A 13,492-nucleotide genomic window follows, 5' to 3' on the forward strand; every position below is an offset into this window, starting at 1 on the left:
AGGACTCCCGTCGGCCACGCCTCGTTCGCGTACGCCTGTTGACCCTGTTGACCCTGTTGACTCGTCCCGAGGCTAGGAAGACCCGTGGGGCATCACGTCACCCCGAGCGGTGACCTCCGGGGTGATCCGCGGGGTGATACGGGGGGTGATACGGGGGTGGTACCGGCGCCGGGATCCGGTACCACCGGGTGGCCGAGGCGATCACCCCGGAGGCCACCGCGTACTACGGCGCGCGGGAACCCGTACCGGCACCAACCTGAGCGAGCCGGATCCCCGGCACACCGTCCACCGAGAGGCTCGCCATCCCATGTCCACCATCGCTCAAGCCATGATCATCAACGGTGCGGTCCTGATCGCCGTCCTGGAGGCGGACCTCGGCCCCCACCGCACGATCGGAAAGCTGCGCGTTCTGCGTCCGCTGCTGATGACCGCCGCGATCGTCCCCCTCTTCATCAAGAGCCCGGCCACCCACGGCACCGGCCTGGCGCTCGAACTCGCCGCCGTCGTCGCGGGGTTGCTCGTCGGCCTGCTGGCGACCGCCCTCACCACGGTCTACGCCAGCCCCACGACCGGCAGTCCGGTCAGCCGCGCGGGCCTCGGCTACGCCGCGCTGTGGATCGCCGTGATCGGCGCACGGGCCGCCTTCTCCTACGGATCGGAGCACTGGTTCGCCCAGCGGCTGGGCCACTGGATGGCCGACCACCGGGTGACCCCCGACGCCCTCACCGACGCGCTCCTCCTGATGGCCGTCGCGATGACCCTCACCCGCACCCTCACCCTCGCCACCCGAGCGGCCACGACCGTCCGCCGCGCACCGGTCACCGGGCCCGCGGCGCAGTAGCGATGGCCCGCGGCGCGGCAACCACAATGCGGCGACCACAATGAGGTTCGCCTCGTTTCGTCCCGTCGGATCGGAGAGAAATGCAGCCCGGACAGGATGGAGAAGTGGCCGCCGCCCCGGAGCTCGCGGCGCGGCTGCGCCACGTCTTCTGGATCGGCGGCGGAAGTGGTGCGGGCAAGTCGACCATCGCCCGTCGGCTCGCCGACCGCTATGGGTGGCGGCTCTACGCGACCGACGATGTGATGCGGGATCACGCCGGGCGGGCCACCCCTGAGGAGGCGCCGCTCCTGCACCGGTTCATGGCCATGGACATGGACGAGCGATGGGTGAACCGGTCTCCGGAGGTCATGCTCGAGACGTTCCACTGGTTCCGGGGTGAGGGCTTCGGCCTGATCGTCGAAGACCTCCTCCGCCTGCCGCGCGAGCCCTGCGTCGTCGTCGAGGGGTTCCGATTGCTCCCGCACCTCGTCAAGCCGCTGCTCGACGTTCCTCGGCAGGCGGTCTGGCTTCTTCCGACCCCCGATTTCCGTCAGGCCGCCTTCCGGAGTCGGTCCGTCCCGGGGGAAGAGTTCGTCTGGCGGACCAGCGATCCGGCGCGGGCCGGGCGCAACCTTGTCGAGCGGGACCGCATGTTCACCACGCGCCTTGAGGAGGAGACCGGGCGTCTCCGGCTGCGGACCGTCCGGGTCGACACCGCGACGGCGGAAGACGAGCTCGCTGAGCGGGTGACCAGGGCGTTCGGGCTCTGACGCGATGACTTCCACGGGGGCTCCCGCAGGTAGGCTCCCGTGACGACTTCCGCGGGGACTTCCGTGGGCGGCCCGGCCCGGGATCACTTGATGAAGACCGCCCGTGCGGTCTCATTGGGATCGGTGCTCGTCCCGGCGAGCAGATCTCCGTTCGCGGACCAGATGCCCGAGCGGCCGGATGTGTGGTCGAAGCCGCCGCCGGTCGGTCCCGCGAAGGCTGCCGTGGCGGCCCACACGCCGTGGTCGGCGGCGACCCGGCGGGCGCGTTCGGCGTGGAGCCCGGCCTCGTGTGCGGCGTGGACGACACCGGCCACATAGCCGTCGGTCCCCAGCGCCGCCGTCTTCGCGGCGTGCTCGGGGACACCGGTGTCGCGGCAGACGGCGAGCCCCAGCCGCCACCCGTCCACGTCGATCACGGCGGGCTCCCCGGGTACGAAGTGGATGGCCTCGCCGCGGGACAGGTGGACCTTTCCGTAGGCCACCCGGGCGCCGTCCCCGTCCAACGCCAGGACGCCGATGCGCGGACCCGTCACCGGCGCGCCGACCAGGGCGAGCGTCCCGGTCCCCGCGCACGCGGCGACGATCGGGGCCAGCCGTGCGTCGTCCGGGGTGACCGGCGTCGCGTCCAGCTCGTATCCCGTCAGCGACATCTCGGGGAAGACCACCACCCGCGCGCCCGCCGCCCGGACGGCCTCCGCGTGGGCCACCGCGTTGGCCGTCACGTCATGAGCCACGCACCTCGGCTGCGCCACCGCGATGCTCAACGGCTGTGCCACCGCGCGCTCCCTTCATCGGGCTCCCCTCACCCGGGCTCTCCGTCATCGGCTTCATCGGCTTCTCTTCACCGGGCTCCCTTCCCCGAGCCGCACGATCAGCCTATTCAGGCCCCGCGCACCGGGGCTCAGGCTGACGCGGCGGGCGAGGAGGTGGAGGACGTGGTGGTCGAGGCCGCGTCGGTGCGGGGCCGTTGGCCGTCGTCCGCCGCGTTCGGGGACGACGGGTCGCCGTCGCGCTCCTCGGGCAGCTTCAGCGTCAGGGTCAGCAGGAGCGCGACCAGGTAGAGCGCGAGGAAGATCAGGGTGACTCCACCGGCGCCGACGGCGGGGAGGAAGAGGCTGGCGATCGCCGGGCCGACGAACGCCGCGCCGCCCGCGCCCAGGTTGAGCAGGGCCATCGAGCCGCCCTTGTTCTCCGGCGCCATCGACGGGATGAGGGCCGAGATGGGCACGAATCCCGCGAGGGTCGCGCCGTAGAACATGCCCGCGAGCACCGCCACCCAGTAGTAGTCCGGGCCGAGCCAGGTGGGTACGAAGTACAGCGTCGTGACGCTGATCGCGCAGCCCAGCGCGCCGAAGCCCGCGATGGTCGTGCGCCAGCCGATGCGGTCGGAGAGGACGCCGAAGATCAGGTTGAAGAAGATGTTCGTGCCGTAGATGATCGCCAGCAGCTGGAGCCACTTGTCCTCGCCGAAGCCGACGTCGTCGGAGAAGATCCGCGGGAGATACACCAGCATGCCGAACTCCGGCGCCGTGTTGATGATCCGCACCAGGCAGCCCACCAGCACCCGCGGATGGGTCCAGATGATGGAGACGGAGTTGAGCAGGCTCTCGCCGGTGGTGACCTCCGGCGGTGCCATCCGGTCGCCACCGGGCCGCCTGCGGGCGCCGACCAGGGCGATGGCGCCGCCGATGAGGATGAGGGCGAGGGCCGACCACAGGGTGCCCAGGCGGCCGAACGCGGGGATCGTCAGGCTTGACCACAGCGAGCCGAGGGTGGGCAGGCCGCCGGTGAAGGCGAAGTAGAACCAGCCCACCGCGGTCCCCAGCCGGGCCTTCGGCGCCGTGTTGGTGATCCATACGAGGAAGCCGAACGCGAAGAGCGGATAGCCGAAGCCCCGGATGCCGTAGAAGACCAGCATCATCGGGTAGTTCTCGGTGCCCAGCGCGAAGAGCAGGTACGCGGCGTCGAAGACGGCCCAGATCGCCAGGCCCGTCCACATCACCCGGCGCGGCCCCCAGACCTGGCAGAGCGCACCGGAGAACCACGACGCCAGCATGACGGCGATGCCGTAGACCGTGATCACGTATCCGGCCCGTACGTCCGTCGCCGCACCGTGATCGGCCATGTACGGAGCGATGAAGCCGGATTCGACGCCGTCGCCGATCATGAACAGCAGTACGCCCAGATAGCCCAGGACCAAGGGTTTCGGCATCGCTTCCTCCACTCTGCGGGAATGACGGACTACGACCGCAGATACTCAAGCGAGCCGAGAGAAATATCAAGAGGTCTGGTAAGAATAACGAAATCTATTGGTAACTACTCGGTCTCGATGACTCTCACATCCGTCAGCTCCCGCATCTCCCGAAGCAGCTCCTCGTCCACCGGGCCGGTCAGCAGCACATGGTCGAAGGAGTCCACGCTCTCCAGCCGGTGCAGCGCCCGGCGGCCCACCTTGCTGTGGTCCATGAGCAGTACGCTCGTCGCGCCCGCCTGCCGGGTCGCCCGCTTGATGCCGACGATCTCCTGCTCCTGGTGGAACGTCATGCCCGCGGTGATCCCGGAGGTGGAGAGCACGCACAGGTCGACGGAGATGCCGCCGATCATGTCCATCGCGGGCAGGCCGATCCATGAGTCATGGGTGCGCGAGTACTCGCCGCCCACGCAGATCAGCCGGATGCCCTCGGCGCTCCTCAGCTCCTCCGTGATCAGGCGGTAGTTGGTCACCACGGTGAGCGGTCCCACCTCGGGCAACAGCCGTGCCAGGGCCAGCGCCGACGTCGAGTCGTCCAGCATCACCGACATCCCCGGGGACACGAACCGCAGGGCGGCGCGGGCCAGCGCCCGCTTCTCGTCGGTGTGCGCGTGCAGCCGGAAGTCCGAACTGGACTCGAAGACCATCGAGGGCTGTGCGGAGACGCCGCCGTGGTACTTGCGCAGGATGCCGCGGTCCGCCAGCTCGGCGATGTCCCGGTGGACCGTCATCAGGCTGACGCCGGTCAGCTCGACCAGCTCGGACACGGTGGCGTCCCCCTGGGCCAGAACGTGGTCGACGATCACTTGCTGCCGCTGTTGCCGCGCACCGCGCGACGACGGGGGAGTAGTCATGCCCTCCATCCTGCCGTGTTTATTTCTCACATAGAACCAGTGACAACTCACGCTGATGCTGTTAATTTCGCTGTAACGGACCCCGCCGGGTGCCACCACCCGGCGGGCACCTCCGGGGCGCACGGACCACACCGTGCCCCCGCCAGCCAAGAGATCAGCCAAGAGATCATCAGCCGGGAGATCAGGGGTACGCATGGCCGACGCAGTGGTCTTCGACATGGACGGCGTGCTCGTCGAGAGCGAGCACCTGTGGGAGGAGCTGTGGGCCGCCTACGCCGCCGAACGCGGCCGCGCCTGGGGCCCGGAGCAGACCCGCGACGTCCAGGGAATGAGCGCCCCCGAGTGGGCCGCCTACCTCACCCGCTTCTGCGCGGCGGGCGACCCCGCCACCAGCACCGAACGCGAGGTCGTGGACGGCATGGTCCAGGCCCTGGCCGACGGCCGCATCGGCCTGCTGCCCGGAGCCCGCGAGATGATCACCGGCGCCGCCGAGCTCGCCCCCGTGGCACTCGCCTCCTCCGCACCGCGCCGGGTCATCGACGCCGTCCTCGTCCACCATGGTGTCGACCACCACTTCAAGGCGACCGTCTCCAGCGCCGAGGTGGAGCGCGGCAAGCCGAGCCCCGACGTCTATCTGGCCGCCGCGCGCGCCCTCGGCGTGGCCCCGGAGCGCTGTCTGGCGGTGGAGGACTCCAGCAATGGACTGCGCGCCGCCGCGGCGGCCGGGATGACCGTCGTGGCCATCCCGAATCCGCAGTACCCACCCGCCGAGGACGCCCTGGCCGCCGCCGCTTACCGTTCTTCGGACCACCATGCCGTACGTGACTTCCTGCTCAGCAGGCTCGAGACCCGAGGGGAGTGACCGACATGACGACGGTCCTGGCAGCCGGCGACGACTTCATCGCGCCCGACCTCTTCTCCGCCGCCCTGAGCGGGAGCCTGCCCTCCGCCGGGCTGCGCTTCCGCACCCTGCGCACCCGCTGGCCGAACGAGCCCTTCGGACCGGTGGGGGCCGACGGGCGGGGGAACGGCGGGGTCAAGGAGGCCAGCGGCACCGAGGAGCAGGTGCTGGAGGCGCTGGGTGACGCGAGCGTCGCCCTCACCCAGATGGCACCCTTCACCGCCCGTGTCATCCGCGAGTCACCCGGTCTGAAGTTCATCGGCGTGGCCCGCGGCGGCCCGGTCAACGTGGACCTGGCCGCGGCCACCGCCGCCGGGATCCCCGTCACCTTCACACCGGGCCGCAACGCCGCCGCTGCCGCCGAATTCGCCGTCGGCCTGATCCTCGCCGCCATGCGCCGCATCACCCACGCCGACGCGGCCCTCAAGGAGGGCGTCTGGCGCGGCGACTACTACGCCTACGAGAACGCGGGCCTGGAGCTCGACGGCGCCACCGTCGGCCTCGTCGGGTACGGGGCCATCGGCTCGATCGTGGCCCGGGTGCTGCGGGCCTTCGGCGCGCACGTCCTCGTCTCCGACCCGTACGCGGACCCGGCCCGGGCGGACGCCGACGGTGTCGAGCTCACCGCCCTGGAGGACCTGCTGCGGCGCAGCTCCGTGGTGAGCCTCCACGCCCGGGTCACCCCCGAGACCCGGCACCTGCTGAACGCCGGCAACCTCGCGCTGCTGCCCGAGGGCGCCGTCCTCGTCAACTCGGCCCGCGGTGAACTCCTCGACTACGCACCGCTGCCCGGTCTGCTGGAGTCCGGCCGGCTCGGCGCGCTCGCCCTCGACGTCTACGACATCGAGCCGCCCCCGGCCGACTGGCCGCTGCACAAGGCCCCCAACGTCATCACCACACCCCATCTGGCGGGCGCCACCCGGCGGACCGCCGACCGGGCCGCCCTGATCACCGCCGGAGAGGCCGCCCGCTTCCTGCGCGGCGAACCGCTGCGGCACGTGGCCAATCCGGAGGTGCTGAGCGGGAGCCGGTCATGATCGTAGGAGTCGACATCGGCACCTCGGTCACCAAGGCCCAGCTGATCTCCCGCGACGGCCGGACCACCCCCGCGCACGAGGCCCGCAGCACCGTCTACACCCTGCCGGGACACCGCGTCGAGCAGGACCTGGACGACGTCGTGGGCACCGTGGAGACCGTCGTACGGGCGGCGCTCGCCGACGCCGCGCAGCTGGGCGGCGAACCGGCCGAGGCCCTTGCCCTCACCGGGCAGGGCGACGGCCTGTGGCTGCGCGACGCCACGGGCGCCTCCGTCGGCCGCGCGCTGTCCTGGATGGACGGCCGGGCCTCGGACCGGCTCGGCCGGTGGACCGAGGACGGCACCCTGCGCGCCCTGCACCGGCGCACCGGCGTCGGCCTCTTCCCCGGCTCCGCGGCCCCCCTGCTGGCGCACCTGGCCGAGCACGAGCCGGAGCGTCTTGCGGCGGCCGAGGTCGCCGGGTACTGCGTGGACGCCGTCGTACAGCGGCTGACCGGCGCCGTCACCGTCGACGTCTCCGACGCCTCCCAGCCGTTCCTCGACGTGGCCTCCCGTGCGTACGACGAGACCGCGCTCGAGCTGTGCGGGCTGTCCGCACACCGCCGGCTGCTGCCGGACCCGGCGCCGCCCGGCACCCTGCACCGGCTGCTGCCCGATGCCGCCCGGCGGCTGGGCCTGCCCGCGGGGCTGCCGGTCTCCGCCGGGCCGTTCGACATCCCCGCCTGCGCCTTCGGCTCGGGGGTCGCCGAACCGGGCGAGGGCAACCTCATCATCGGCACCACCCTCGCGGCCCAGGTGCTGGACACCGAGCCGCGCCCGGCCCTCGCCGAGGACCCGGCAGGAATGGTGCTCGCCACCCCGTACGAGGGCCGGTACCTGCGGGTCATGCCCGCCATGATCGGCACCGCGGGCCTGGACTGGCTGCTGAAGCTGCTCGATGTGAAGATCGAGGCGCTGGACGCCCTGCTCGTCCAGTCCCCGCCCGGCGCCGCGGGCGTCACCGCGCTGCCGTTCCTGTCCACCAGCGGCGAGCGCGCACCCTTCGTCGACCCGCGGGCCCGCGGCCGGTTCGACGGCCTCTCCCCGCTGGCCGGACGCGCCGACCTGGTACGGGCGCTGTGTGAGGCCGTCGCCTACTCGGCCCGGCACTGCATGGAAACCCTCGGTGTCACCCGCACCGTCACCGCCTGCGGCGGTGGCGCGCGCTCCGGCGAGTGGGCGCGCATCTTCGCCGGTGTCCTCGGGGGCGATCTGGAGGTCTGCGACGACGCCGTGGGCATCCGCGGTGCGGCCCACGTCGCCTGGCGCTCGCTGGGCGCACCGGTCGACCCCGGCGCCTGGCGCGCCCGGCTCCGTACCGTCACCGCCGAGCGCGGGCTGATCGACCACTACGCCGAGGGCTACGCCGCCTACCGCACGGCCCTCGACACCGCACGCGAAGGCTGGAGCACCCGATGACCAGGCTCTTCAACGACCCCGCCCGGTTCGCCGACGACATGATCACCGGCTTCGCCACCGCCCATCCCGAGCACGTACGGGCCGTGCCCGGCGGTGTGGTGCGCGCCCGCCCCGCCCGCGCGGGCAAGGTGGTCGTGCTCACCGGCGGCGGCTCCGGCCACTACCCCGCCTTCTGCGGTGTCGTCGGCCCCGGATTCGCCGACGGCTCGGTCATCGGCGATGTCTTCACCTCCCCGTCGGCCGCCCGCGCCCGCTCGGTCGCCGAGGCGGCGGAGACCGGCGGCGGAGTCCTCTTCCTCTTCGGCAACTACGCCGGGGACGTGATGAACTTCCGGCTGGCGGCACGGCAGTTGGCGGGCGACGGCATCCCCGCCCGCTGCTTCGCCGTCACCGATGACATCGCCTCGGCCCCCGCCGACCAGACGGCGCGGCGGCGCGGCATCGCGGGAGGCTTCGTCGTCTTCAAGACCGCGTCGGCGGCGGCCGAGGAGGGCGCCCCACTGGAAGAGGTCATCCGCGTCGCCGAGCACACCAACGCCCGTACCCGCACCCTCGGAGTGGCCTTCGACGGCTGCACCCTGCCGGGTGCCGAGGCGCCCCTCTTCACCGTTCCCGAGGGCCGGCTGGGCCTCGGCCTCGGCATCCACGGCGAACCCGGGGTCAGCGAGGACACCCTGGGCACCGCCGAGGACCTGGCCCGCACCCTGGTGACGGGGCTGCTCGCGGACCGGCCCGCCGGGGCGGGCGACGACGGGCGGGTCGCGGTCGTCCTCAACGGCCTCGGCGCCACCAAGTACGAGGAGCTGTACGTGCTGTGGGGCGCCGTGGCCCGGCTGCTGGACGAGGCCGGGCTCACGCCGGTGCGCCCCGAGGTCGGCGAGCTCGTCACCAGCCTCGACATGGCCGGTTGCTCCCTGACCCTGAGCTGGCTGGACGAGGAGCTGGAGCGGCTGTGGCTCGCCCCGGCCGACACCCCCGCCTTCCGCCGTACGCCACCGCCCGAACCCCCGGTGGACGACGCCGCCGTGCGGCCCGCCGCGGCCCCGCGCCGCCCGGAGCGGTCCGCCGCCACGGCGTCCGGCGCCGCGGTCGAGGTCGCCGAGCTGGCCGTGCACGCCCTGCGTGCCGCCCGCGACGTCCTCCACCGGGACGCCGAGGACCTGGGACGGTTGGACGCGGTCGCGGGCGACGGCGATCACGGCCGTGGCATGTCCAAGGGTGTCGACGCCGCACTGGCCGCCGCCGAGAAGGCGCACACCGACCGGCTCGCCCCGGCGGCGGTGCTCGCCGCCGCCGGTGATGCCTGGGCGGCGGAGGCGGGGGGCACCTCGGGGGCACTGTGGGGGGTGGCGCTGCGCGCCATCGGCGAGGCGCTGCCCGCCGACCGGGCGCCGGAGCGCGCGGAGTTGGCGTCCGCCGCCGCGGACGCGCTCACCGCGGTCACCTCGCTCGGCGGGGCCGAAGTGGGCGACAAGACCCTGGTCGACGCCCTCGCGCCGTTCGCCACCGCCTTCGCGGCGGGGCTGCGGACCGGCACCCCGGTGTCCGAGGCGTACGCGTCCGCCGTGGCCGAAGCCCGTACGGCCGCCGAGAACACCGCCGGGCTGCGCCCCCGCCTGGGCCGGGCCCGGCCGCTCGCCGACCGGAGCGTGGGCACCCCCGACCCCGGAGCCACCTCACTCGCCGCGGTGCTGACCGCCGTGGCCACTCTCCGCGCGACGACAGGAAGTGAATCCGTATGACCACCGCGCATGCCTTCCGGATCGTCGTCGGCTGCGACGACGCCGGTTTCGACTACAAGGAAGTCCTCAAGCGGGATCTGCTGGCCGACCCCAGGGTGGCCGAGGTCATCGACGTCGGCGTGGGCAGCGATGAGCACACCGCCTATCCGCATGTCGCGGTGGAAGCGGCCCGCCGTGTCGCCGAAGGCACCGCCGACCGCGCCCTGTTGGTGTGCGGCACCGGCCTCGGCGTGGCCATCAGCGCCAACAAGGTGCCCGGCATCCGCGCGGTCACCGCCCATGACAGCTACTCCGTGCGCCGCTCGGTCCTCAGCAACAACGCCCAGGTGCTCTGCTTCGGCCAGCGCGTCATCGGCCTGGAACTCGCCCGCGCGCTCACCGACGACTGGCTCGCGCAGAGCTTCGACGAGACCTCCCCGTCGGCGGGGAAGGTCGCCGCCATCCGGAGCTACGAGGACTGAGGGCGCCCCGGTGGCCTGCTGATCGCGCCTCCCGGCGCCGGGCCGCGCCGAGGCCGCCCGGTGCGCGGTCCGGCACGGAGGACGCTCAGATAGCGGCGTGGCGCCCTGTCGCCCATGCGGGTGCGGACGCGCTCGGCGATGGCGTCGAGCAGCGGCTCGCGGATGTCGCGGTCGAGTTTGCGGTAGAGCGATGTCGAGCGGAGGTGATCGGCGAAGCCCTCGCCGTCGAACCACTGGACGGCCGGATACCAGCGCACGGTCGTCGGGCCGAACAGCCCGCCGGGGCCGTCGGCCAGCCCCCAGCCCCCGTCGGTGGCACGCACGTCGTCCTCCAGCGGCGGATGACCCCAGTCGGGGTTCCCGGGGCAGAACCGCTCGTGGAGATCGGCGGTCTCGGCGTACACCTCCGGCTCTCCCGGCCGGCGGACGACGACATTGCCGAGCAGAGCCAGCCACCCTCCGGGGCGGAGCACCCCGTGCGCCCGCCGCCAGCGGACCGACGGGTCGACCCAGTGCCAGGAGGAGGCGGCCACCAGGGCGTCGAAGCGTGCCCCGCGGTCGTCCCACTCCTCGAACGCCGAGGTCTCGACGTCGACGCCGGGGAGGGCGGCGAGCCGTTGGCGCGCGAGTGCGGCCAGCTCCCGGCCCGGCTCGAGGGCGGTCACCGAGCATCCGAGCGCCGCGAGCGAGCGCGTCGCCTGCCCGGTGCCGCAGCCCACCTCCAGCACCGACGACCCTTCGTGCAGGCCGGTGACGGCGGCGAGGTCCGCGAACAGCCCGTCGGGATAGCCCGGCCGCACCCGGTCGTAGACCGCCGCCACGTCGTTGAACACCCGACCGAGGTCGCGTCGATTCGTAGGGGGCTCCGGATCATCGGTCACGAGTGCACAAGCTAGGGGCTCGTCCACGGGGACGCCATTGGTTAAAACCGCGGTGCCCGTCGGCTGGATGGCCGACGGGCACCGGGTGGGGGTGGGGGGTGGGTCAGTGGGTCACCAGCCGACGGCTACCTCGAGCCACTGCGGGTCGTTGTGCGAGACGAAGGAGGACTGGCCAGCGAAGTCGTCGTACGGGAAGCCGTAGGCGAGCTTGTCGATGGCGTGGTCGTGCCAGAACTTGGCGTAGTAGTTCGCCGGTCCCTCCTTGTAGTACTGGCCCGGATCCGACCACTGGTCCTCGGGCAGCTGCGCCACGTGGCGGTTGAGCGCGGAGCACTTCCCCGCCTCGTTGCCCAGCACACCGGCGCAGCCGAAGATGTCGGAGGTGGGCGCGTCGATGCCGACCGTCTTGGCGTAACTGCTCATGTAGTCCGCGTACTTGCCGCCCTCCCGGAAGTCGGGCACGCTGCCCGGCGCGAGGATCCGGTACGGCTTCTCGACCTCGGTCAGCGAGGCGAACTCGTCCGGCATGGCGTCGGCGAACTTCTGCCAGGTGGCGTCCCGGTCCTCCTGGAAGGTCTCGTAGTCCTCGCCGACCTGGGCGTCGAAGCCGTCGTGGGCGTGCAGGCGCATCGCCAGCTTCAGCGCGAACGCGTCCACGCGGGTGGTGTTGCCGTTGAAGACGTCGTCCCCGACGGTGAACTCGATGAAGTCGGAGTACTTGCTGTCGGGCGAGCCGAGGTGGAAGTACATCCGGCCCGCGGAGTTCGCGGGCATGTCGAGCGTGGGCTGCTCGGCGATCGAGTGCGTTTCGTTGTTGAACGTCCAGAAGACCTGGTCGTCCGGGTACTTTCCGTTCGTCCGGTTGAGGATCTTGACGGTGAGGACGTTCTGCGCGGGCGGGATGGTGCTGGTGTCGCCCCAGAAGTCGTCCGGCGGCTGGCCATCGGCCCGGGTGCTCTGGCTGCTGCGGCCGTCGGTGTCGGCCGCGGCCGACGGCATGGCGCCGAGCGAACAGAACGTGGCGAGCGCCAGCGTGGCCGCGGCGGCGAGGCGCACCGTACCTCGGCGCCGGAGCGGCGGCGGTGTGGTGGGGGGCATGTTCTCTCCTGGTGTGGGGGTAGGGCGGGGCCGGGCGGTCACCCGCGGGGCGGTCGCCGTGTCCAGCCTTGACGAACACTCAGGACACCGACGCAACGCGGCGGGCCCTGACTGAGAGCGCTCTCACGAAGAGTTGTCGCGTTTCATGTCCTTGTCAAGGAGTTGGTCTTCAAGAAGTGAAGTGGTCCTTGATCGCGTACGGGGCGGTGGGCTCCTCGTTCACCGTCCCAGGATCCGGTCCACATCGGCCATCTGCCCGGCCGTGAGCGGCCCCTTGGCGATCGCGCCCGCGTTCTCCTCGGCCTGGGCGACCGTACGGAAGCCGGGGATCGGGATCGTCCGCGGGGCGCGGGCCCAGATCCAGGCGAGGGCGCCCTGAGCGGGGGTACGGCCGTCGCTGGTGAGGATGGACCGCAGGGCGTCGACCCGCCGGAGCCAGGCCGGGTCCGCGCCCGCGTTCGGAATGAATCCCGGCAGCCAGCCGGGTGGCGCGTTGCGGATGTCCCCGTCGCTCAGGGCGCGCCCGGCGGTGCGCTTGCCCGCGAGCAACCCCATGGCGAGGGGGCTGCGGTTGACGCTGGCCAGGTCCTTCTCGGCGCAGAGCGCGAGGAGTTCGGGCGCGTCCTGGAGGATGTTCAGCCGGTGCTGAACGGCCGCGCAGTGCGGGCCCTCGGCGAAGACGGCGGCCCGTACGGGGTCATCGGTGCTCCACGCGTAGCCGCGGATCAGTCCCTCGCTCACCAACTCCTCGCAGCTGTCACGGAGTTGGGCGGCCGGTCCGGGATCGGCGTCGGAGATGTGGAGCTGGTACAGATCGATGTGGTCCGTGTTCAGGCGCCGCAGCGAGGCGGTCAGGGCGCGGCGCAGATGTTCCGGGGAGTCGTCCTGGCCGTGGTGGATCCGGGTCCGCTCGTCAAAGACATTGCCCCATTTCGTGGCGATGACGACATCGCCGCGGCGCCTGCCGAGGGCGCGGCCGAGCACGCGCTCGCTGTGGCCGGTGCCGTATGCGTCGGCGGTGTCGAAGAAGGTGACACCGAGGTCGAGTGCGCGCCTGACCGCCCGCACGGACTCGTCATCGTCGACCTCGCCCCAGCCCAGGGGCTGTCCGTCGGTGGACCGCCACTCACCGCCGATGGCCCAGCAGCCGAAGCCGAGGGGGCTGACGTCGATGCCGCTGCGGCCCAGCGTTCTGTTGTGCGCCATGGTCTCCATGCCGG

13 protein-coding genes are annotated in these 13,492 nt (G+C 72.2%); 7 read left to right on the top strand and 6 right to left on the bottom strand.

Annotation, left to right across the window (positions count from 1 at the left end; all coding sequences use genetic code 11):
* Nucleotides 1–307 precede the first annotated feature (307 nt).
* The gene (locus tag VT50_RS09050; RefSeq protein WP_046088297.1) at nucleotides 308–841 is read left to right on the top strand and encodes a hypothetical protein; all 534 of its coding nucleotides are present in this window, start codon (nucleotides 308–310) and stop codon (nucleotides 839–841) included.
* A gap of 104 nt (nucleotides 842–945) precedes the next feature.
* The gene (locus VT50_RS09055) at nucleotides 946–1,590 is read left to right on the top strand and encodes a shikimate kinase (protein ID WP_420822179.1); all 645 of its coding nucleotides are present in this window, start codon (nucleotides 946–948) and stop codon (nucleotides 1,588–1,590) included.
* 83 nt (nucleotides 1,591–1,673) lie between these two features.
* Here VT50_RS09055 and VT50_RS09060 read toward each other — a convergent pair whose 3' ends face one another.
* The 3 genes from VT50_RS09060 to VT50_RS09070 form a co-directional block, all read right to left on the bottom strand.
* The gene (locus tag VT50_RS09060; RefSeq protein ID WP_046088299.1) at nucleotides 1,674–2,366 is read right to left on the bottom strand and encodes a carbon-nitrogen hydrolase family protein; all 693 of its coding nucleotides are present in this window, start codon (nucleotides 2,364–2,366) and stop codon (nucleotides 1,674–1,676) included.
* Nucleotides 2,367–2,491: 125 nt separating this feature from the next.
* The gene (locus VT50_RS09065; RefSeq protein ID WP_046088300.1) at nucleotides 2,492–3,802 is read right to left on the bottom strand and encodes an MFS transporter; all 1,311 of its coding nucleotides are present in this window, start codon (nucleotides 3,800–3,802) and stop codon (nucleotides 2,492–2,494) included.
* Between the two features lie 104 nt (nucleotides 3,803–3,906).
* On the bottom strand, nucleotides 3,907–4,695 hold the full coding sequence (locus VT50_RS09070; RefSeq protein ID WP_046088301.1) for a DeoR/GlpR family DNA-binding transcription regulator: 789 nt from the start codon (nucleotides 4,693–4,695) through the stop codon (nucleotides 3,907–3,909).
* Nucleotides 4,696–4,888: 193 nt separating this feature from the next.
* On the opposite strand from VT50_RS09070, the gene VT50_RS09075 reads away from it, so the two are divergent.
* The 5 genes from VT50_RS09075 to VT50_RS09095 are packed head-to-tail and all read left to right on the top strand — an operon-like array spanning nucleotide 4,889 to nucleotide 10,293.
* Entirely contained in the window at nucleotides 4,889–5,557 is a 669-nt protein-coding gene (locus VT50_RS09075) for an HAD family hydrolase (protein WP_075200449.1), read from the top strand.
* 5 nt (nucleotides 5,558–5,562) lie between these two features.
* Complete coding sequence (locus VT50_RS09080; protein ID WP_046088302.1) at nucleotides 5,563–6,633, top strand: 2-hydroxyacid dehydrogenase; 1,071 nt, start codon at nucleotides 5,563–5,565, stop codon at nucleotides 6,631–6,633.
* Nucleotides 6,630–8,090: an FGGY-family carbohydrate kinase gene (locus VT50_RS09085; protein ID WP_046088303.1), complete on the top strand. Its 1,461-nt coding sequence runs from the start codon at nucleotides 6,630–6,632 to the stop codon at nucleotides 8,088–8,090. Before VT50_RS09080 ends, VT50_RS09085 begins: the two co-directional genes overlap by 4 nt.
* Complete coding sequence (locus VT50_RS09090) at nucleotides 8,087–9,832, top strand: dihydroxyacetone kinase family protein (protein ID WP_046088304.1); 1,746 nt, start codon at nucleotides 8,087–8,089, stop codon at nucleotides 9,830–9,832. The genes VT50_RS09085 and VT50_RS09090 overlap by 4 nt, the downstream gene beginning before the upstream one ends.
* Nucleotides 9,829–10,293 (top strand): ribose-5-phosphate isomerase, encoded by a 465-nt coding sequence (locus VT50_RS09095; protein WP_046088305.1) that lies wholly within the window; start codon nucleotides 9,829–9,831, stop codon nucleotides 10,291–10,293. Before VT50_RS09090 ends, VT50_RS09095 begins: the two co-directional genes overlap by 4 nt.
* On the opposite strand, the gene VT50_RS09100 is transcribed toward VT50_RS09095, so the two are convergent.
* From VT50_RS09100 to VT50_RS09110, 3 genes are all read right to left on the bottom strand, one after another.
* A complete protein-coding gene (locus tag VT50_RS09100; protein ID WP_078840844.1) occupies nucleotides 10,281–11,174 on the bottom strand; it encodes a class I SAM-dependent methyltransferase in 894 nt (297 codons plus the stop codon). The two genes, VT50_RS09095 and VT50_RS09100, sit on opposite strands and share 13 nt — an antisense overlap.
* Before the next feature lie 111 nt (nucleotides 11,175–11,285).
* Nucleotides 11,286–12,272: a glycoside hydrolase family 64 protein gene (locus tag VT50_RS09105; protein ID WP_046088306.1), complete on the bottom strand. Its 987-nt coding sequence runs from the start codon at nucleotides 12,270–12,272 to the stop codon at nucleotides 11,286–11,288.
* A gap of 219 nt (nucleotides 12,273–12,491) precedes the next feature.
* Nucleotides 12,492–13,487 carry an aldo/keto reductase gene (locus VT50_RS09110; protein WP_046088322.1) on the bottom strand — a complete coding sequence of 332 codons (996 nt, stop codon included), beginning with the start codon at nucleotides 13,485–13,487 and terminating at the stop codon, nucleotides 12,492–12,494.
* Nucleotides 13,488–13,492: the final 5 nt, after the last annotated feature.

The organism is Streptomyces antioxidans (assembly GCF_000968685.2).
GTDB classification, from domain to species: Bacteria; Actinomycetota; Actinomycetes; order Streptomycetales; family Streptomycetaceae; genus Streptomyces; species Streptomyces antioxidans.